This is a genomic window from Streptomyces massasporeus, from assembly GCF_014648995.1.
Taxonomy (GTDB): domain Bacteria; phylum Actinomycetota; class Actinomycetes; order Streptomycetales; family Streptomycetaceae; genus Streptomyces; species Streptomyces massasporeus.
The window spans coordinates 209,879-230,202 of sequence record NZ_BMSE01000012.1 but is presented as its reverse complement, the minus strand read 5'-3'; the positions used below and the strand labels follow the sequence as shown (position 1 = coordinate 230,202).

Here is a 20,324-nt window from a genome sequence, read left to right as displayed (position 1 = left end):
GGGGTCGACTGTGTGCCGCACAGGTTTCTCGACCATACTGCTCCCCTGTGGAGCAGCGCATAGGTTCGAGCAGCCAGCCCCTGGAAGGCGCCGGATTCGACCCGGCCTTCATCCCCGGGCTCACGTCACCCGCGTCCGGACGGACGGAGGAGGACGGGCCGGAGAAGGAGCCTGAGGTCGCGGACGCCGAGGAGGCCGACGCGGCCGCCGCCGAGCCGGAAGAGGCGGCGGAGGCGGCGAAGGTGCCCCCCTCCGAGCAGGAGGAGGACACCGAGAGCGACGGCCCCGTCTTCGAGGCGTCCGACCGCCGCGCCAGGATGGTCGCCGACCACAGAGGCGTACGCCTGTCCCTGGACGACCAGGACTGCGAGTTCCGCTGGGACGAGATCGGCGCGGTGGAGACGGAGACGGCCCGCTTCGGCAAGCGGTACACCGTCACCGTCCACACCCCCGACCGGCGCTGGTACCCGATCGAGATCGAGGCGCCGGCCAGGAGCCACTTCAAGGAGTGGGACGAGCAGCTGGACGCGGTCTTGGACGCCTACTTCGAGACAGAGACGAAGGAAGAGACCGCGACCGGGGCAGAGGCGGACGCGGACTAACCGCAGTACTGGCTCTCCTTGCCGATCGACCGGTACATACAGTCCGCGTTCTCCAGCAGTTGCAGCACCGCATCGCGGTTACGGGAGGTCTCCCGCTCGATCACCTCGTCGGGCGGGTAGAACCCCCCGCCCCCGGACCGCGGATACATCTCGAAGGTGTACGCGAAGATCTTGTGCGTGCCCCAGAGGTAGTCGTCGATCGACCCGTCGGTGATGTACAGGTCGCTGGACTGCTCCGCCGTGTACCCGTTGCTCGCGGCCATCTTCCGCCCGACCGCCTTGAACGCCGCGTTGTCGTCCGCGGTCATCCCGGTCGCCGTGTCGGAGTACGTGTAGCCGAACGGCCACAGCACCAGCTCGCTGTAGGTGTGGAAGTCGACCCCCGCCTTGATCTGCTGCGTGCCGCCGACGACCCGGCTGCGCACGAAGTCGGAGACGACCTTCACCTCGGGCGCCGACTCCGCCGCCGGGCCCCGGTACGTCTCGGACGACGTGGAGCCCGAGGAACCGCCGCAGCAGCCCCAGCGGTAGTTCCAGTTGCGGTTCAGGTCCGTACCGACGTACGACGAACCGGAGTTGGGCTGCCGGTTCTTGCGCCAGGAGCGGTAGGAGCCGGTGGCGATGTCGTACTCGCCGCCGTCCGGGTTGATGTCCGGGACGATCCAGATCTCACGGTTGTTCACCATGCCGGTGACGCGCGAGTCGGAGCCGTAGCCGGACGTCAGCTCGCGCAGCAGGTAGAGCGCCATCTCGACGGTCAGGTGCTCGCGGGCGTGCTGGTGGTGCGTGAACAGCACCTCCGGCTCGGACTCGTCGGTGCCCACGTTGTCGCTGATCTTGATGGCGACGATGTTCCGGCCCTGGTACGACGTGCCGATCACGCGCTGGCTCGCGATGGACGGGTTGGCCGAGACGATCGAGTTGATCTCGCTCGTCATCTCCGCGTAGTTGTGGTACTTCGAGTCGCCCGAGGGGAAGTCGAAGAGCCGGAGGTCGTCCTCGCCGGCGGAGCGGTCGGGGACCGCGCCGAGCCGGGTGACCTCGTAGCCCAGCGTGCGCAGCTTCTTGATCTGGTCCGCGCGGCCGGAGACCACGACACCGTGGCCGTGGACCTCGTCGACGGTCACGCCCGTGCGCTGAAGTGCCGTGCGGTCCTTGGCCGTCGAGTGCAGATGGACCTCGTACTGCCGGACGTCGTCGGTCGAGGCGGCCGCTTTGCGGGCGCTGTCGGCGGTGGCGTCGCTCGTCGTCGCGGACAGGGGCGCCGCGAGGGTGAGGGCGAGGAGGCCGGCGAGGGCGGCGGTGCGTCTGCCGGTGCGGGCACCGGAGCCTCGTATGCGAAGTCGCATGAAATCTCCTTGTGGGAGGTGGGGTTGTTCCGTGCGACGTACGTGGTGCGGGTGGCGCATATCGTTCTGCCAATGGCATGAGCAGGTCAAGACTGAAAGTGGCCGCGCAGTGTACGCGCGCGGCGCCGTGGTCGAGGGGTCCCGCCGGAAGTACACCCACAGGGGTGGCCCTGGCGTGCATATATGTACGCGACGGGAGAGGGTGAGGGTCCGCGCAAGGGAGCCGGATTGTCCGGATCCCCGGACCCCCACCCCTTCAGAGGACTGGCTGATCATGGGCGGATCAGCGCCACGACGGGACCACCACCTGCCGGCCGAGACGACCAGCTTCGTCGACCGGCGTGGCGAACTGACCCAGGGCCGCGAACTGCTGGCCCGCGCACGGCTGGTGACGCTGACCGGACCGGGCGGCGTCGGCAAGTCCCGGCTCGCCGCGCGCATCGCGGCCCGTGTGCAGCGGGCCTTCCCGGACGGCGTGCGCTTCGTGCACCTGTCCGGACTGCACGACCCGGCCCTCGTCCCGCTCGCCGTCGCCGACGCGCTGGGCCTCCACGACCGCTCCGCCCAGCCGGCCCTGGACGCCCTGGTCGAACAGGTACGGGACCGGCGGCTGCTCCTCGTCGTCGACAACTGCGAGCACCTGGCGGCGGCGTGCGCCCGGCTCGCCGCGGCCCTGCTGCACGGCACCGAGGGCGTCCGGATCCTCGCCACCAGCCGGCACCGGCTCGGCCTCACCGAGGAGCACCTGCTGGAGGTACGGCCGCTGCCGGTGCCCGACCCGGACGCCGACCCGTCCGTCGCCGACGGCTACCCGGCCCTCACGCTCTTCGCCGACCGGGCCGCCGCCGTCGTCCCCGGATTCCGCCTCACCGCCGCCAACCGCGCCTCCGTCGCCCGCCTGTGCCACCGCCTGGACGGTCTGCCCCTGGCCATCGAACTCGCCGCCGTCCGCATGCGCGTCCTCGACGTCGACCAGCTCCTCGACCGCCTCGACGACCGCTACCGCTTCCTCACCACCGGCAGCCCCGCGGCCCTGCCCCGCCACCAGACCCTGCGGGCGGCGGTCGCCTGGAGCCACGACCTGTGCACACTCCCCGAACAGACGGTGTGGGCCCGGCTGTCGGTCCTGGCGGGCAGCTTCGATCTGGAGACGGCGGAGGCAGTGTGCGCGGACGCGACGCCGGAGTCCGTCGCCCGGCCGCCGGAAGTCCGGGGGTATCTCGTTCCGCACCCGCACCCTGCCGCCCTGCCCGCGCTGCCGGCCCAGCCCACGGAGGGGATCGGCGCAGGCGCCCGGGCTGGGGGCGGGTCGGGTTCTGGTGTCTGTGCCGGGGGTGGTTCTTGCGTTGGCGGCTGGTCCGGGGGCGGCTCCGGTGTATGCGGCCGGCCCGCGGACGACGTCGGCACACGCGTCCGGCCGACGGACGGGCCCGGTGCGGGCATCCGGCCGACGGAGATGTCAGGCGCACGCGCCCAGCCCGCGGACGGCCCCGGCACACCCGCCCGGCCAAGGGGCGGTTTCGGCGCACGTGCCCGGACCATCGACAGGTCCGGCTCACGCGTCCACCCCGCGGCGGCACCTGCCAGGGCCACCATCACCCTGCTCCCACCCCCGGGCCTGCGCACCGACGACGTCCTGGAAGCCGTCGCCGGACTCGTGGACAAGTCCGTGCTGTGTCGGGAGCCCGGGCCCGGCGGTGTGCGGTACCGGCTGCTCGACACTCTGCGGCAGTACGGGCTGGAGCAGTTGAGGCGGGTCGCGGGGGAGGAGGAGGCCGCCCGGCGGCGGCAGCGCGACTGGATGCTGCGGCGGGCCGAGGAGTGCGAGCGCGGCTGGTTCGGGCCCGGGCAGCCGGAGACCGTCGCCCGGCTGCGCGCCGACCGGGACAATCTGCGCGCCGCCCTCGACTTCAGTTTCTCGGCGCCCGGCGAGACCCTCGCGGGACTGCGTCTCGCCGGCACGCTCTGGTTCTACTGGCACGCCTGCGGCGCCTCCCGGGAGGGCCTGTACTGGCTCGACCGGGCCCTGGCCGCCGCCCCCGAGCCGACCCGGGAACGGGCCCGCGGCCTGTGGGTCGCCGGGCTGCTGGCCGCCGCCACCCGGGACTTCCCCCGGGGCCGCCGCCACGCCACCGAGGCCCTCGCCCTCGCCCGTGCCCTCGGCGACGCCGCCGAGGCCGCCCACGCCGAGTACGTCATCGGCGTCATCCGGCTGTTCGGCGACGACCTGCCCGGAGCGCTGCGGCACTTCGAGACCACCGTCGCCCGCGGCCCCGTACCCGGCCAGCACCTCAGCCTCGTCGGCCTCGACCAGGTCGAACTCGCCTGCGCGCTGGGCTTCCTGGGCGAGGCCGAGCGGGCCGTCGAGGTCTGCGAGCAGGCTCTCCGGCTGTGCGAGCGGCACGGCGAGCAATGGGTCAGGTCCTATGTGCTGCGCATACTCGCCCTCGCGCACTCCGTACGCCGGGACTGGCCCCGGGCCGAACGCCACGGCCGCGAGGCCCTGCGGCTGAAACTCGCCGTCCACGACGTCATCGGCATCGCTCTCACCCTCGACCTGCTCGCGTCGATCGCCGCCGAACGCGGCGCCCTCGAGCACGCCGCCGTGCTGCTGGGCGGCGCCGACCGCGTCTGGGCCGACATCGACACCGGCCGCTGGGGCTCCCACACCCTCAACGCCGTACGCCGGGGAAGCGAGGAGAGGGTGGCCCCGGCCCTCGGTCGCGACGCGTTCGAGCGGGCCCACCGGCGGGGCCACGCGCTCGGTCTCGCGGAACTCGTCGGCCACGCTCTCCAGGAGCCGGGCCGCCCCCACCCCGCAGAGGTCGCATCCCCGTCGCCGCACGACGACACCACGGTCCGTCTGACCCGCCGCGAGACCGAGGTCGCCCGGCTCGTCGCCGAAGGGCTCGCCAACCAGCAGATCGCGGACCGCCTGGTGATCGCCCGCCGCACCGCGGAAGGCCATGTGGAACGCATCCTCAGCAAGCTCGGCTTCAGCAACCGCAGCCAGATCGCCGCCTGGATGACGGCACAACGCTGACCCGCCCGTACTCCCGCCCCCACCCGCACTCACGCCCACGTCCACACCCACCCGAGGGGATCACGTGACCACCGGAGAACCCAGCCCGTTCGACCACCGCATGGCCGTCTTCGACTCCGACGACGGCTTCGTGAGCGCCGCCCTGCCCTTCCTCGGCGAAGGCCTCGGCGCCTCCGGCGAGCCGCCGCCGGTGGCCGTCGCCGCCCCGCGCAACCTGGACCTCCTGCGCGACGCCCTCGGCTCCGACGCGAAGGACGTCACCTGCATCCCGCACACCGACTGGTACACCGGCTCCGCCGCCAACGCCATCGCCCAGGCCGCCGCGTACCTCACCGCGCACGCCGGCCCCGGCGGCCGGCTCCATCTCGTCATGGAGCCGGTGTGGGGCGGACGCGCCGGCCGCTCGGCCCGCGAGACCACCGAGTGGATCCGCTACGAGGCCCTCGCCAACCTCCTCTTCGCACCGATGGCCACGACCGCCCTGTGCGCGTACGACACCCGCACCGCAGGGCCCGCCGTCGTCGCCGCGGCCCGTCGCACCCACCCCGACACGGAGGTCTACGAGGACCCGCTGCGGCTCGCCGCCGAACTCGACGCCGTACCCCTGCCGTTGCCCCCGACCGGCGCGCTGTCCCTCGCGGAGCCGCACGCCGCGACCGTGCAGAGCTGGGCGGTGGGGCGGGGACTGCCCGCCGCGGACGCCGAGTTGTTCGCCGCCGCCGTGACGGAGACCGCCGCGGTCCTCGCGCCCCTCGGCGGGGAACTCCTGCTGTGGGGCGAGGCACCCGCCTGCGTCGCCGAACTGCGCTCGGTACGCCGGCTCGACGATCCGCTCGCCGGGTTCGTCCCACCGGCCGACGGCCCGGATCCGGGCCCGGGGCTGTGGTACGCGCGTCAGGTCTGCGCGTACGTGGACCTCCGCGACGACGCCGGGGGAGCGACGGTCCGTCTGCAGTACGCATAGCCCCCTACCTGCACAAGCAGGTAGGGGATCGGGTAGTCCTCCCCCTGTGCCGGACCATCCCCGGGGATCACCCTGGACCCATGCTGCAACTCTCCGGGCGGCACCTCCCGGACCCCGACGCCCGCTACGGCCCGTTCCCGCAACCACCCCTGGGAGCAGGCCATCTGAGTGTCGAGTACGCACCCCGGCCCTCCGCCGTCCGCGAGGCACGCGCGGAGGTCCGCAGGCAGTTGGAGGGATGGGGGCTCGGCGAGGACAGTGAGGTCGCGGACACGGCCGAACTGCTCGTCGGCGAACTGGCCACCAACGCCCTGGTGCACGCCGGGAGCCGCTTCCGTCTCACCCTCTTCGCCGCGCACGGCATCCTGCGCTGCGAGGTCGCCGACGCCGAACGCCGTGTCCCGCGGGTGCTGGACGCGGGCACCGGGGAGAGCGGCCGCGGAATGTTCCTGGTGCACGCTCTCGCCCAGCGCTGGGGCTGCCACCGGGACGGGCCGGGCAAGACCGTGTGGTTCGAGCTCGGCACCTGCGGATCGAACGGCTGCGGTCGGCGACAGCCGTGACGCTCCGCCGGGCCTGACCGGGCGGGGTGTCCTACGGGCATCGCGTGAAGATCCGGTCAGGCCCTCTTGTCCTGCGGGCGCCTTTGGGCTTTCTTGACCTTCATGGCGGACACCACGGGAAACACCACGGAGAACGAGGCCATCCAACCCCCACAGACCCGGAAGGCGAGTTGGAAACACATCGGACCGGGCATCGTCGTCGCGGCGACCGGTGTCGGCGCCGGTGACCTCGTCGCCACGCTGATCGCGGGCAGCAACTTCGGCTACACCCTCCTGTGGGCCGCGATCATCGGCTGCCTGGTGAAGATCTCCCTGGCCGAGGCGGCGGGCCGCTGGCACCTGTCCACGGGCCGCACCCTGTTCGACGGCTGGGCGAGCCTCGGCCGCTGGACCACCTGGTTCTTCGCGGTCTACGTCGTCGTCTGGGGCTTCGTCTACGGCGCCGCCGCCATGTCGTCGAGCGCGCTGCCGTTGCAGGCCCTGTTCCCGGACGTGATGGACCTCAAGTGGTGGGGCATCGCCTGCGGTCTGGTCGGTCTGGTCTTCGTCTGGTTCAACAAGTACGCGGTGTTCGAGAAGGTCATGACGATCCTGGTGGGCGTCATGTTCGTGGTGACGGTGTACCTGGCGATCCGGGTCACGCCGAACATCGCCGACGCCTTCGCCGGACTCCTGCCGGTGCTGCCGGACGAGAAGGACTCGATCCTCAACACGCTGGGCCTGATCGGCGGTGTCGGCGGCACGATCACCCTCGCCGCGTACGGCTACTGGGTCAACGCCAAGGGCTGGACCGACACGAGCTGGATGAAGGTCATGCGGCTGGACAACCGCGTCGCCTACGCCACGACCGGCATCTTCGTCATCGCCATGCTGTTCGTCGGCGCGGAACTGCTCCACTCGGCGAACGTCGCCATCGCGAGCGGCGACAAGGGCCTGATCCAGCTGGGCGACATCCTGGAGAAGGAGTACGGCTCGGCCACGGCGAAGTTCTTCCTGATCGGCTTCTTCGCCACGTCCTTCACCTCGCTGATCGGCGTCTGGCACGGCGTGAGCCTGATGTTCGCCGACTTCGTGGCCCGCCTGTCGGGCACGGGCCAGGCCAAGGGCGAGGAGGTCGCCTCCGGGACCCGCGAACGCTCCTGGCCGTTCCGCGCCTACCTGCTCTGGCTGACCTTCCCGCCGATGATCCTGCTCTTCGAGGGCCAGCCCTTCCGCCTGATCATCATCTACGGTGTCCTCGGCGCGGCCTTCCTGCCCTTCCTCGCCGCCACCCTGATCTGGCTCCTCAACTCCTCCCGCACGCCCCGCGAGTGGCGCAACGGCCACCTGAGCAACGCCATGCTCGCCGTCGCCGGCCTGCTGTTCCTGATCCTGTGCGTGAAGCAGATCTGGGACCAGCCGTGGGGCGAGTTCTTCTGAGGCGGGAGAATGGCCGGATGACCCAGCAGCCGCCACCCTGCCCGGGCTTCGGCCCGCCTCCGCCGCAGTACGCGCCGGCGCCACCGCAGTACGCTCCGGTGCCGCCCCCGCAGGCCCCCGCACCGTCTCCGTACGCGCCGGCACAGCCGTACGCCCAGGCTCCGCCGCCGCAGCAGCCGGCGGCGGGCCCGGACTTCCTGGCCGTCGACAAGCGCAACGCGGTCGTCGTCGACGCGTCCGGCGTGGCCTTCGAGACCTCCGGCCTCACGGTCGAGTTCCGCTGGCCGGAGATCCGCGGCGTCCACTACCGGGCGAGCCCGGACGGCAAGGCGCTGATGGTCGCCGTGGTCCACATGGACGGCAGGTTCTACGAGTGCGTGGTGGAGGCCAGGCCCAGGACGCGGCTCCAGGAGTGGTTCCCGCAGCTGGCCTGGGTCCTCGGCCACTACCGCCCGATGGGATAGGGGCCGCTACGGCAGCCCGTGCACATGCGGCCCCACCGCGTTGGACCAGGCGTTGCCGGCCGTCGCGTCCCAGTTGGTCGACCAGGTCATCGCGCCGCGCAGGCCGGGGTAGGTCCGGGGCGGCTTGAAGGACCCGCACCCCGTGCCCTTGGCCAGGCAGTCCAGGGCGTTGTTCACCACGGTCGGTGAGACGTAGCCGCTGCCCGCTCCCCGGGTGGAGGCGGGCAGGCCGAGCCCGACCTGGGACGGGGCCAGACCGCCCTCCAGCTGGATGCAGGCGAGGGCCGTCAGGAAGTCCACCGAGCCCTGGCTGTAGACCTTGCCGTCGCAGCCCAGCATGGAACCGCTGTTGTAGTACTGCATGTTGACGACCGTGAGGATGTCCTTGATGTTCAGGGCCGTCTGGAAGTAGGAGTTCGACGTCGACTGCATGTCGATGGTCTGCGGCGCCATCGTGATGATCAGCGACGAGCCCGCCTTCGCCGAGAGCGACCGCAGCGCCTGCGTCATGTAGGTCGCGTTGAGGCCGTTCTCCAGGTCGATGTCGACGCCGTCGAAGCCGTACGTCTGCATCACGGAGTACACGCTGTTCGCGAAGTTCGCCGCCGAGGCCGCGTCGTTCACCGCCACCGTGCCGCGCTCGCCGCCGACCGAGACGATGACCTTCTTCCCGGCCGCCTGCTTGGCCCGGATGTCGGCCTTGAACTGGTCGACGGTGTAGCCCCCGAGACCGGCCGAGTCGAGGTTGAAGGTCACGGCGCCCGGCGTCGAGGTCGCGTCCGCGAAGGCGACGGCGATGATGTCGTACTGCGCTTGGACATCGGCCAGCTTCTGGACCGTCGCGCCGTTGTTGAAGTTCTGCCAGTAGCCGGTCACCGCGTGCTTGGGCAGCGCCGGGCCGGGGCCGTTCGGCTTGTTCGTGGTGCCCGTCACCGCCGCCGACTTCGGCGACTCACCGGCCCCGTTCGTCGCCGTGACCTGGAAGGAGTACGACGTCGAGGCCGCGAGCCCGGTCACGGTCGCCGAGGTGCCGGAGACCGCGGTCACCTTCGTGCCGTCGCGGTAGACGGTGTACCCCGTCGCTCCGGAGACGGCGTTCCAGGCCAGCGACACCGACGAGGACGTCGTGCCGGAGACGTTCAGGCCGCCCGGCGCGGACGGGATCGTCGGGCCCGGGTCCGTGCCCCCGCCGCCGTCGGGGCCGAACACCGACACGTCGTCCGCGTAGTACGCCGACTGCCCGTACCAGCCGTGCGTGTACACCGTCACCGAGGTCGTCGAGGAGCCCGTGGTGAAGGAGGTCGACAGCTGCTTCCAGGACGAGGAGTCGGGCGTCCAGGTGGAGACGTCGGTCGTGCCCGTGCCGGTGACGCCGAGGTAGGCGTACCCGCCCCGGACCCAGGCGCCCAGCGTGTACGTCGAGTTGGGCTTCACCCGCACCGACTGGGCGCACCGGGCGTTGTCCTGCCCCGACGGGGTCGCCTGGAGCGCGGCCGCGCCGGTGCGCACCGGGGAGGAGACCGTCGTACCGCTGCCCGCCGAGCAGGTCCAGTCGCTCAGGCCCGACTCGAAGCCGGCGTTCCTGGCGTTGTTGACGTCGGCGGCGCTGGCCTGGCCGACGGTCGTGACAGTGAGGGCCAGGGCAGCCGTGAAGGCACCCGACCAGAAACGCAGGGATCGTCTGTGTGGGGACATGACAAGAAAATGGTCCAGACCAAAGCGGCTGTCAAGAGGTCCAGACCAACCGGTCGAGCAGCAGTCCCACCGCGCATCCCCCCAGCAGCACCACGGCCGACATCCAGAACGCCGCGCCCGCCAGGTCCAGCACGCTCGGCCGCAGCGCCAGCAGCAGCACCTGCGCCGCCGCCGGGACCGCGCACGCCGCGATCAGGTGCCGCACCGGCATGTCCCGCCACGGCTCCGGATGCACCCGCGCCGACGCCCAGGTGGCCAGCACGACACACACCAGGTTCGGCAGATGCACCAGCGCCAGCGCGGCCCCGAACGAACCGACGCCCTCCGGACCGACCAACGGGTCGTGGATCAGCGTCATCTGGACGTACTCGGTGAGGACGAGCACCACGATGCCGACGGCCCAGCAGCGCACGAGCGTCATCGGTTGCCCCCGGTGATCTCGAAACCGAGCAGGATCGCGAAACCGGCCGCGGCCATGCCGCAGCCCGCGGCCAGGGCCAGCGACTGGAGCACCGGGGACCAGCTGCCCCGGCCCGCCACCGTCGCCGTGCCTTCCGGGTCACGGGGGTCGTAGGTGACGGTGACCGGGCTGCCCTCCGCCGTCGACGAGGCAGCCAGGTCCTCGAACTCGACCCGCGCGCCGTCGGCCGTACGGAAGACGAAGAAGTGCCGCCGGGCGTCGGAGCGCTGGTAGGGCTCCGTCTCCACCCGGACGCACTCGCCCTCCGCTTGGGCGCCGCGCCGCAGCACCCGCGACACCGTCACCAGCCGCCGCGCGTACGTCCACGACAGCGTGCCGAACAGCGCGACGAGCAAGGTGAGTACGACGTATCCGGCGCCCGGCACCTCCACGGCTAGTGCACCTCGACCGAGTCGATGATCCGGTCCAGGTCGCCGTCCGGCAGGGCCCCCTGCTGGGCGTCGACGCGGATCGCGAAGGGGGTGTCGTCCGGGTCCAGTCCGGCCAGGATCACACCGTCGACCGGGGTGCCCCTGGCCGGTCCGCCGTCCTCGCCGGTCGCCTTGAAGGAGAAGTCGATCCGCTTCGCCTCGTCCGCGCCGGCCAGGTCCACGTCCTTCTGGCCCTTGACGTCCGCACCCATCTGGATGCCCGCCTCCGCGGCGATCGCGGCCTGCTCGGCGGAGTTCGCCTCGGTGAAGGCGAGCTGCACGGTGATGACGGAGACCTTCTTCCCGCCCTCCGTACGCACCGCCGCCGCCGCGTTGTGCTTGCCGCGCTCGGCGGCGCTCTGCTCCGCGTAGCCCTTCGGGTACGACACGTCGACGCCCTTCGTCTTCAGCGTCCCCCAGCCCTCGGGCACCGAGCCCGCGCCGGAGTCGGTGTCCCCGCAGCCGGTCAGGGCCAACGCGGTCGTCAGCAGGGCGGCGGCCAGGCAGGCACGGCGGGTCTTCATCGGCAGGGGCTCCCGTCTCGTCAGTTCGCACAGTAGCTGTAGGGAAGATAGGAGCGGCCGTCCCCGTGGGGCGCACCCAGGAACTGGGCGTCGGTCAGGGTCTCCGCCTTCTTCTCCGTGCTGATCGTCATGCCCAGACTCAGCCCCAGATTCAACTCGAAGCCGTACTCCGCCGCGTTCACCTCACCCGTGTACGTCATCCGGCTCGACTTGCCCTCGTCGAACATCAGCTGCCCGAAGGGATCGTCGGCGCCCGGCCGGGCCGTCGGGGCGTGGTCGGCGAACATGTACCGGAACGGCGTGGCGACCTGCTCGTTGTTGCTGTCCAGCCAGCGCTCGGCGACCGCCCGGTCCTGGTCACCGGCCGGGCCGGGGTCGAAGGTGAGGGTGTTGCTGACGATCTCGATGCCGGTCTGCGAGTCGGTTCCCTTCACCCCGGCGCTGCCGCCCCGCTTGTCACCGTCCTTCTTGCCGTTGTCGCCGCCCGCCTTGGCGCCGTCCTTCTGGCCGCCCTTCTCCACGGTGCGGGTCATGTCGACGCGGACGAGCTTGCCGGTCTTCTTGTCGTAGGTGACCGTGATGGTGCCCGTCTGCGTCGTGTTCGCCGCGTACTCGCCGCTGAGCGGACCCGCCTCGTAGCCCACCTTGGAGCCGTACTCGATGGACGAGGAGTACGTGTACGACTTGGTGTCCTTGTAGGAGTTGTCGGTCCAGGTGACCTCGGGGGAGTACTTGAAGGTGCCGCCGAGCGCGGCGCTCAGCTTCTTCTCGTCGCCCGCCGAGATCTTCAGGCCCGCCGACGCCGAGGCCTCCAGACCCACCTTGCCGTAGGTGATCTTCCGGTTGTCGCCGAGGTTCTCCTTGATCCGGTTCTGGGTGTCCTCCTCGTCCTTCAGGGGACCCTTGCCGAAGAGATAGGCGATGCTGTCGCCGAGGCTCGCCTCCGCGCCGCCGGGCATCGTGCGCCGCATCTCGTACATCTGGAGCTTCTCCACGTCGTCCCGGAAGCGCTGGGCCTCCTCGGGGCTCTGGAACACCCAGGTGTCGCCGTTGGTGACCTTGATGCCGAGCCCCAGCTCCACCTTGTCGGCGCCGAAACGGCCCACCTTCATGCCGGGCTTGAAGTCCTTCTTCGCGGCGACCGAGGCGGCGTCCGTGAACGTCAGGTAGACCAACTGGTCGTTGTCGTCGACCTTGCCGTCCCCGTTGACGTCCGTCTTCGCCTTCAGGTGCTGCTCCTGGAAGCCGTACTCCTTGCCGATCTCCCAGAAGAAGATCTTCGCCTTGGAGCCCGCCTTGTCGGTGACGGAGGAGACCTGGCACAGCGCCGGCTCGAAGTCCGCGTCGGTGAGCGGCTTGTCCGGCCCCGGCCCGCCCGTCCCGCAGTCGCCGCCGCCGGCCACCCGGCACACCTGTGCGGCGATCTTGTCGTAGACCAGCCGGCCGACGCCGGTGGCCGAGACGGCCAGGACGATCGCCGCGCTGACGACGACCATGCCGAGGTACTCGGTGCCGGTCGCCCCGCGGTCGTCGAAGACCGGTCTGCGCCCGTACGTCCGTATGCCGCCCCCGTCCGTCATACGGCGCCCCTCCCCGTCCGGTCCCTGTGTGTTTTCGGACGGCGAGCGTAGGTTCGCGCCACCGCGTCAGGCGTGGGCCTCAGGGCCCAAACGAAGGCCCACCGTCACCACTGGGCCCGCTGGGCCCACCGTCCGGGGTCGCCCGGGCCCGCCGAGCCGACCGGCAAGATGCTCAACCTGCCCCGTTTTGACGCATCTTGTGCAACGACAGTTGCTCCTCAGCTACACAAACGCTGTTCTCCGGTCACAGAGCCGTGGATACAGTGCTGAGGTAGTCACGCAGTGAAGTCGACACGGTGCGCCGGAGTGACATCCGGTGTTCCGACGGGCATGGGGAAACGGGGAGCTGCGCGTGCCAACTGCCATTGCCGTGACCAGTGCCGACATGGCGCTGCCGCCACAGGACGAACGCACCCTGCCCGCCGTGGTGCTGCGGGACGTCGACCGACGCCCCCTGGAGCAGGCGCTGGCCGAGATGCAGGCCCTGGTCGAGCACCACGGGCATGTGATCGTGGTCTGCTCACAGGCCGCGCCCACCGCGGTGCAGCGACGGCTGCACACCCTGCGCTCCCTCATGGAGAGCGACCGCATCGCCCTGTTCCGGCCGGATCTGCCGCCCCTCGGACTGGCCGTCCTGGCCCGGCAGTTACGGCAGCTCGCCTCCTGCGACATCAGCCCCGGCGTGCTCGCCTCCGCCGGCCGGCTGCTCGTCCACTACATCCACGCCGGCGCGCTGCTGGGCTCCGTCGCCCGCCTCGACCGCGTCCCCGTCGGCCTGAAGTCGCACGCCAAGTCCTGGGTGCCCGGCAGCCAGTTCGGCGTCCTCGCCCACCCCGAGCCGCAGCTCGTCAGGATCACCCCCGAAGCCGCCCTCCCCGGACCCGAGTTCGGCACCTGGATGCTGGTCGCCAAGGGCCAGCTCCAGTCCGACTGGGTCACCGGCACCCTCGCCCCCTCCTGGAAGGTGCAGGGGCTGCGCGAGACCCCGCTCCCGGCCGAGTCGCCCGGCTGGTGGGGCACCGGCAAGCTCGTCGAGTTCTGCAGCTACCTGCCCGACCTGTCCGTCCTCTACCAGCTGGTCACCTCCGTCCGGCGCAGCCAGTGCCACTGGTGCGGCATCGACGTCATCGGCGACCGCTGCGTGTTCTGTTCGGCCATGCCACCCGTCCACGACAGCCCGCCCCGCAAGCAGCTCGAGAACCGAACGGCCGTCGGGTGAGGCCTGACACCGCTCGTCAGCACTGTTCCGATCCCGCTCGACCGATATCCCCAACGAGGTTGTACGGTTCATGAACTCCCGTCAGCGCCGCGGCGTGATCCTCCTGCTCCTGTCGATCGTCTGCGCCCTCGGCGCCTTCGTCGGCGTGCTCTCCGTCATCAGCGACGTGAAGTCGAAGGTCGGCCCCGAGGTCACCGCCTACCGGCTGAAATCCGACGTGCCGCCCTACACGACCCTCAGCACGGGCCAGTTCGAGAAGATCAAGATGCCCGAACGGTGGCTGTCCGACAACGCGGTCACCGATCTGCGGGAGATACAGGGCAAGATCGCCGTGACCACGCTGGAAGCGGGCTCCCTGCTCCAGTCGGACATGATCGTCCGCCAGCCGGCCCTCCAGCCGGGCCAGCAGGAGGTCGCCATCATGATCGACGCCGCGACCGGCGTGGCCGGCAAGATCACGCCCGGTGCCTCGGTCAACGTCTACGCCACCTTCGAGGGCGCGCGCGAGGGCGACCCCGACCAGTCGAAGATCATCGTCACCAACGCCAAGGTCCTCGACGTCGGCGACCTCACCCCCCTCGAACCCGACGAGTCCAACCGCACCCGGCAGCCCACCGACGCCGTCCCGATCACGTTCGCACTGTCCGCCCTCGACGCGCAGCGCATCACCTACGCCGAGTCGTTCGCCAAGCGGGTCCGGCTCGCCCTCGTCGCGCCCGGCAGCGACACCACCGTCCCCGAGCGGGACCGGACGTACGAACTCGCGAAGGACAAGTGAGAGGCTGCCATGCCCACGAGGATCCTCCCGGCAGTCGGTGACACGGACGCGGTCCGGTCGATCACGACACTGCTCAGCCAGCTCCCGGACGCCGAGCCCGTCGCCCCGGTCGTCGACTCCACCCAGCTCATCGACACCCTCGCGCGCCTCGCCGCCGAATCCGTCGACGAGCTGCCCGAGGTCGTGGTCGTGCACGAGCGGATCGGCCCGGTCCCCGCCCTGGAGCTGATCCGCGAAGTGGCCCTGCGCTTCCCGGCCGTCGGCGTCATCCTCGTCACCTCCGACGCGAGCCCCGGCCTCTTCCAGGCCGCCATGGACTACGGCGCCCGCGGCCTGGTCGCCCTGCCCCTCAGCTACGAGGAACTCGCCAGCCGCGTCCAGGCGGTCGCCCAGTGGTCCGTCGGAGTGCGACGCCACCTGGGCGCCGGCGGCGACGTGTTCACCGGCGTCGGCGGCACCGTCGTCACGGTCAGCGGCGCCAAGGGCGGCGCCGGGACCACCCTGACCGCCATCCAGCTGGCCCTGGCCGCCCAGGCCTCCGGCCGCAGCACCGCCCTGGTCGACATGGACCTCCAGACCGGCGACATCGCCTCCTACCTGGACGTCCAGTTCCGCCGCTCCGTCGTCGACCTGGCCGCCATCACCGACATCTCCCCGCGCGTCCTGGCCGACGCGGTCTTCCGCCACGACACCGGCCTCGCCCTGCTGCTCGCCCCCGCCGAAGGGGAACGCGGCGAGGACGTCACCGACCGCGCCGCGCGCCAGATCGTCAGCGCCCTGCGCTCCCGCTACGAGGTCGTCGTCATCGACTGCGGCGCCCAGCTCGGCGGCGCCGGGGCGGCGGCTGTGGAGATGGCCGACCGGGCCCTGCTGGTCACCACCCCCGACGTGGTCGCCGTACGGGGCGCCAAACGGGCCGTGCGGATGTGGGACCGGCTCCAGATCCGCAAGGCCGAGGAGACGACGGTCGTCGTCAACCGGCATTCGCGCGGTACGGAGATCCAGCCGCCCCTCATCCAGAAGATCACCGGCACGGCGGTCGCCGCCACCGTCGTCCCCGCCAACTTCAAGGAACTGCAGAGCGTCGTGGACGCGGGCCGGATCCACGAGCTGGAGAACAAGAGCTCGGTGAAACAGGCCCTGTGGGGGCTGGCGGGGGAGCTGGGACTGGTCAAGGCCGCGGACGGTGCGCAGAAGGGGGGTCGGGGGGCGGTGAGCTTTCGGCGGAGGAGGGAGGGGTGAGGGTGCTCTTAAGGGAGCGGTGGGAGCGGTGGGAGCGGGACAAGGGTCAGGTGACCATCGAGTTCCTCGGGATGACACCGACGATCATCGTGACGCTGATCGCGCTGTGGCAGGTCGTCCTCGTCGGCTACACCTACATCCTCGCGGGCAACGCCGCGGACGAGGCGGTGCGGCAGGCGACGGCGGCGGAGCCGGGGGCGCGGCCGGGGGTGTGCGAGGCGGCCGGGCTGAAGCATCTGTCGGATGCGTGGCGATCCGGGGCAGAGGTGACCTGCCAGGGCTCCGGTTACGTGACGGCCGACGCGCGCCTTCAGGTCCCGGTCCTCTTCCCCGGCACGCTGTCCTTCGGGTTCACGGTCCACGGCCACGCCGGGGCGGTCGAGGAGGCGAAACCGTGATGAACGGTATCCGCAAGGGCCGCGACCGAGGCCAGGTCGCCATCGAGTACATCGGCTTCCTGCCGATCCTCCTGATCGTCGCCCTGGGGGCCGTGCAGCTCGGCCTGATCGCCTACACGGCCCAGCAGGCCGGCACGGCGGCCAGGACGGGGGCGCGCAGTGCGTCGCTGGAGGGACCGTACGAGGCGGACTGCCGGGCGGCGGTGAGCAGTTGGCTGGCCGAACGGACCAGTTGCCAGCCGTCGTTCGGCGGCGACGAGGTCACGGTCACCGCCGAGATCACCATCCCGTCGGTCTTCCCGGGCAAGGACGACTTCGGTAAGGCCCGCAAGACCGCGACGATGCCGCTCGACCACTGAGCAACGAGCTAGGAGCACCGCACTCATGAGCCTGCGAGCACGGATCAACACCCCCGAGGAGAACGGCAACCGGGGCGAGGACGGCCACATGGTCGCCTCCTACCGGGCCAAGCTCCTGGAGGAGATCGACCTCGCGGAGATGAGCTCGCTGGCCGCCGCCGAGCGCCGGGCAAGGCTGGAGCGGGTGCTCGGGCACATCATCAGCCGCGAGGGCCCGGTCCTGTCGACGGTGGAGCGCGCGCAGTTGATCCGCAGGGTGGTCGACGAGGCGCTGGGCCTCGGCATCCTGGAGCCGCTGCTGGAGGACGCGTCCATCACCGAGATCATGGTCAACGGCCCGGACGCGATCTTCGTGGAGCGCGGCGGACGGGTCGAGCAGCTGCCGTTGCGCTTCGCGTCCAACGACCAGCTCATGCAGACGATCGAGCGGATCGTCTCGACGGTCAACCGCCGCGTCGACGAGTCGAACCCGATGGTGGACGCCCGCCTCCCCTCCGGCGAGCGCGTCAACGTCATCATCCCGCCGCTGTCCCTGACCGGCGCCACCCTCACCATCCGCCGCTTCCCGCGCTCCTTCACGCTCCAGGAGCTGATCGGACTCGGCTCGCTCGACGAGCACATGCTGTACCTGCTGGCGGGCCTGGTGCAGGCGAAGTTCAACGTCATCGTCTCGGGCGCGACGGGCACGGGAAAGACGACCCTGCTCAACGCGCTCTCCGGGCTCATCCCCGACGGCGAACGCGTCATCACCATCGAGGACTCCGCCGAACTCCAGCTCCAGCAGGCCCACGTCATCCGCCTGGAGTCACGCCCGGCGAACGTCGAAGGCAAGGGCCAGATCAGCATCCGCGACCTCGTCCGCAACTCCCTGCGCATGCGCCCCGACCGGATCGTCGTCGGTGAGGTCCGCGGCGGCGAGTCCCTCGACATGCTCCAGGCGATGTCGACGGGCCACGACGGCTCGCTGGCCACCGTCCACGCCAACAGCGCCGAGGACGCGCTGATGCGGCTGCAGACCCTGGCCTCCATGTCGGACGTGGAGATCCCCTTCGTGGCGCTGCACGACCAGATCAACAGCGCGGTCGACGTCATCGTGCAGCTGACCCGGTTCGCGGACGGCGCCCGCCGCATCACCGAGATCGCGCTGATGGACAGCCACGGCAGCGACCCGTACCGGCTGGTCACGGTCGCCCGCTTCAACGCACAGCCGATGAGCTCCGACGGCCGTATCCACGGCGCCTTCGAGTACTACCCCCTCCCACGCCGTGCCGCCGACCGCCTCTACATGGCGAACCAGCCCCTCCCGCAGGCGTTCGGCATCGCCCGGTCCGCGGACCAGCTAGCCACCCGAGAAGCCAGGTAGGACCGACCGATGGAACTGCAATCGCTCATCACGCTCACCACCGGCGTCACGCTGCTGACCTGCGTCCTGGTGGTCGTCGGCCTGCACTCCTACGCCATGGGCAAGGCACAGCGGCAGGCCCTGGTCGACCGCCTGGCCGCCACCGGCCAGGTCCCGGTGGGCGGCCGGCGCCGCAACTTCCGCGGGATCGACCGCCGTCTGCGACGCACCAAGCTCGGCAAGAAGCTGGAGCTGCGGCTCGCGGCCACCGGCCTGGACATCACCCCGGGTGAGTTCTTCGTCTACATGCTCGCCACGGTCGCGAGCCTGTGGCTGATCGGCCAGGCGGCCCTGGCCCCGTTCTTCGGCCCGCTGGCCGGCCTGCTCGGCATCGGCGTGGCGGTCCAGTTCCTCAACTGGCAACGCCAGAAACGCATCGAGAAGTTCATCAACCAGCTCCCCGAGATGGCCCGGATCCTGGCCAACGCGACCCAGGCGGGGCTGGCCCTGCGCACGGCGATCGGGATGGCGGCGGAGGAGATGGAGGCCCCGGCGGGCGAGGAGCTCGGCAAGGTCTCCGCCCAGCTGGCCGTCGGCGCCTCGATGGACGACGCGCTGGGCGAGATGGCCGACCGCCTCCCCTCCCGCGAACTGGTCGTCCTCGTCACCACCCTGGTCCTGTCGAACCGGGCCGGCGGCCAGGTCGTCAGCGCGCTCCGCAACCTGACGGAGACGCTGGAGGAACGCAAGGAGACCCGGCGCGAGGTCCGCACCCAGCTCTCCCAGGTCACCATGACGTCGTACGCCGTCCCGGTCCTGGGCGTCGGCTCCCTGTTCCTGATGAACGGGGTGAAGGACGGCGCCCTGGACCGCATGACCGGCTCTCCCTTCGGCCAGGCGGCGGTCATCATCGCCTTCGCTCTCTACGCCGTCGGCTTCGTCCTCATCCGCCGCCTGTCCCGCATCGACGTCTGAGAGCCAGGAGGCAACCATGGGACTGCTTCTCGCCCTGCTGATGGGCCTCAGCGTCTGGGGCGTCTTCGCCGGCCTCCGCATGTACCGCGCGGAGGCCAAACTGCCCGGCGACCTCGCTCTGGCGCTGGAGGTCGGCTCCACGCGCACCGGCGCGGTCGACTCGCTCATCGACCGCATGGGCATGCGCTACGCGCCCGCCGTACTGCGCCTGATGGGACCGAAACAGGTGGCGAAGTACCGCCGCAAGATCGACCTCGCGGGCAACCCCGGCGGCCTGACGATCGACAGGTACGCCGCGCGCCGGGCGGTCTACGGCTGCCTGGGAACCGTGGGTTTCCTCGTCTTCCTCATGCGGGGCCAGCTGCTGGTCGCCCTGCTCCTGCTGGCCTTCGGCGCGTTCTGGACGGAGGTCGGCATCTGGTCGGCGATCCGCATGCGCAAGGACGTCATCGAACGGACCCTGCCGGACTTCCTCGACGTCCTCGCGGTCGTGGTGAGCGCGGGCCTGGGCTTCCGCCAGGCGCTGGACCGGGTCTCGTCCCGGTACGAGGGCCCCTGGGCGGACGAACTGCGCATCACCCTGCGCCAGATGGACCTCGGCATGAGCCGCCGCCAGGCTTTCGCGGAACTGCGCCGCCGCAACGACTCCGAGCAGGTGGCGATGTTCGTGACGGCGCTGCAGCAGGGCGAGGAACTGGGCGCGCCGATCGTCGACACGCTGGTGTCCCTCGCGAAGGACATGCGCCGCACGGACGCGCAGAACGCCCGCCGCAAGGCGGCCCGGGCCGTCCCCAAGGCCACGATGATGATCACGACCTTCATGGTCCCGGCCACGATGCTCCTGCTCGGCGCGGGCCTGATCCTCGGCTCGGGCACGGACTTCGGCTCGGTGACGGGGAAGTAGGGGAGGGGCGACG

At 71.0% G+C, this 20,324-nt stretch carries 20 protein-coding genes; 14 read left to right on the top strand and 6 right to left on the bottom strand.

Going from position 1 to position 20,324, the window contains the following annotated elements; translation table 11 throughout:
• Positions 1-47 precede the first annotated feature (47 nt).
• Complete coding sequence (locus tag IE153_RS25690; protein WP_189592177.1) at positions 48-602, top strand: hypothetical protein; 555 nt, start codon at positions 48-50, stop codon at positions 600-602.
• Here IE153_RS25690 and IE153_RS25685 read toward each other — a convergent pair.
• Positions 599-1,951 (bottom strand): M14 family metallopeptidase, encoded by a 1,353-nt coding sequence (locus IE153_RS25685; RefSeq protein WP_189592176.1) that lies wholly within the window; start codon positions 1,949-1,951, stop codon positions 599-601. The two genes, IE153_RS25690 and IE153_RS25685, sit on opposite strands and share 4 nt — an antisense overlap.
• 274 nt (positions 1,952-2,225) lie before the next feature.
• On the opposite strand from IE153_RS25685, the gene IE153_RS41785 reads away from it, so the two are divergent.
• The 5 genes from IE153_RS41785 to IE153_RS25655 all read left to right on the top strand — a co-directional run bounded on the left by IE153_RS41785 (position 2,226) and on the right by IE153_RS25655 (position 8,404).
• Entirely contained in the window at positions 2,226-4,994 is a 2,769-nt protein-coding gene (locus IE153_RS41785; RefSeq protein WP_229829162.1) for an ATP-binding protein, read from the top strand.
• A 64-nt stretch (positions 4,995-5,058) separates the two neighbouring features.
• Positions 5,059-5,958: an MEDS domain-containing protein gene (locus IE153_RS25670; RefSeq protein WP_189592175.1), complete on the top strand. Its 900-nt coding sequence runs from the start codon at positions 5,059-5,061 to the stop codon at positions 5,956-5,958.
• Positions 5,959-6,038: 80 nt separating this feature from the next.
• Positions 6,039-6,521, top strand: a complete 483-nt coding sequence (locus tag IE153_RS25665) for an ATP-binding protein (protein WP_229829161.1) — start codon at positions 6,039-6,041, stop codon at positions 6,519-6,521.
• Between the two features lie 102 nt (positions 6,522-6,623).
• Positions 6,624-7,940, top strand: coding sequence for an Nramp family divalent metal transporter (locus tag IE153_RS25660; RefSeq protein WP_189592174.1), 1,317 nt, complete (start codon positions 6,624-6,626; stop codon positions 7,938-7,940).
• Positions 7,941-7,957: 17 nt separating this feature from the next.
• Entirely contained in the window at positions 7,958-8,404 is a 447-nt protein-coding gene (locus IE153_RS25655) for a hypothetical protein (protein ID WP_189592173.1), read from the top strand.
• 6 nt (positions 8,405-8,410) lie between these two features.
• Here IE153_RS25655 and IE153_RS25650 read toward each other — a convergent pair whose 3' ends face one another.
• The 5 genes from IE153_RS25650 to IE153_RS25630 are packed head-to-tail and all read right to left on the bottom strand — an operon-like array spanning position 8,411 to position 13,094.
• Entirely contained in the window at positions 8,411-10,099 is a 1,689-nt protein-coding gene (locus tag IE153_RS25650) for a chitinase (RefSeq protein WP_189592172.1), read from the bottom strand.
• Positions 10,100-10,130: 31 nt separating this feature from the next.
• The gene (locus tag IE153_RS25645; protein ID WP_189592171.1) at positions 10,131-10,520 is read right to left on the bottom strand and encodes a hypothetical protein; all 390 of its coding nucleotides are present in this window, start codon (positions 10,518-10,520) and stop codon (positions 10,131-10,133) included.
• Positions 10,517-10,951, bottom strand: a complete 435-nt coding sequence (locus tag IE153_RS25640) for a DUF3592 domain-containing protein (protein WP_189592170.1) — start codon at positions 10,949-10,951, stop codon at positions 10,517-10,519. The genes IE153_RS25645 and IE153_RS25640 overlap by 4 nt, the downstream gene beginning before the upstream one ends.
• A gap of 2 nt (positions 10,952-10,953) precedes the next feature.
• Positions 10,954-11,514 (bottom strand): hypothetical protein, encoded by a 561-nt coding sequence (locus IE153_RS25635; protein WP_189592169.1) that lies wholly within the window; start codon positions 11,512-11,514, stop codon positions 10,954-10,956.
• Between the two features lie 20 nt (positions 11,515-11,534).
• Entirely contained in the window at positions 11,535-13,094 is a 1,560-nt protein-coding gene (locus IE153_RS25630) for a hypothetical protein (RefSeq protein ID WP_189592168.1), read from the bottom strand.
• Positions 13,095-13,479: 385 nt separating this feature from the next.
• Between IE153_RS25630 and IE153_RS25625 the strand changes: the two genes are divergently transcribed.
• The 8 genes from IE153_RS25625 (at position 13,480) to IE153_RS25590 (ending at position 20,311) form a co-directional block, all read left to right on the top strand.
• On the top strand, positions 13,480-14,313 hold the full coding sequence (locus tag IE153_RS25625) for a hypothetical protein (protein WP_189592195.1): 834 nt from the start codon (positions 13,480-13,482) through the stop codon (positions 14,311-14,313).
• Positions 14,314-14,383: 70 nt separating this feature from the next.
• Complete coding sequence (gene cpaB / locus IE153_RS25620; RefSeq protein ID WP_189592167.1) at positions 14,384-15,091, top strand: Flp pilus assembly protein CpaB; 708 nt, start codon at positions 14,384-14,386, stop codon at positions 15,089-15,091.
• A 9-nt stretch (positions 15,092-15,100) separates the two neighbouring features.
• Positions 15,101-16,333: a CpaE/TadZ family protein gene (locus IE153_RS25615; RefSeq protein WP_189592166.1), complete on the top strand. Its 1,233-nt coding sequence runs from the start codon at positions 15,101-15,103 to the stop codon at positions 16,331-16,333.
• A gap of 71 nt (positions 16,334-16,404) precedes the next feature.
• Positions 16,405-16,731, top strand: a complete 327-nt coding sequence (locus tag IE153_RS25610) for a pilus assembly protein (protein ID WP_229829167.1) — start codon at positions 16,405-16,407, stop codon at positions 16,729-16,731.
• Entirely contained in the window at positions 16,731-17,090 is a 360-nt protein-coding gene (locus IE153_RS25605; protein WP_189592194.1) for a TadE family protein, read from the top strand. Before IE153_RS25610 ends, IE153_RS25605 begins: the two co-directional genes overlap by 1 nt.
• Positions 17,091-17,115: 25 nt before the next feature.
• A complete protein-coding gene (locus tag IE153_RS25600; RefSeq protein ID WP_189592164.1) occupies positions 17,116-18,453 on the top strand; it encodes a TadA family conjugal transfer-associated ATPase in 1,338 nt (445 codons plus the stop codon).
• A 9-nt stretch (positions 18,454-18,462) separates the two neighbouring features.
• A complete protein-coding gene (locus tag IE153_RS25595) occupies positions 18,463-19,407 on the top strand; it encodes a type II secretion system F family protein (protein WP_189592163.1) in 945 nt (314 codons plus the stop codon).
• Between the two features lie 16 nt (positions 19,408-19,423).
• On the top strand, positions 19,424-20,311 hold the full coding sequence (locus tag IE153_RS25590; protein ID WP_189592162.1) for a DUF5936 domain-containing protein: 888 nt from the start codon (positions 19,424-19,426) through the stop codon (positions 20,309-20,311).
• The last annotated feature ends 13 nt before the right edge of the window (positions 20,312-20,324 follow it).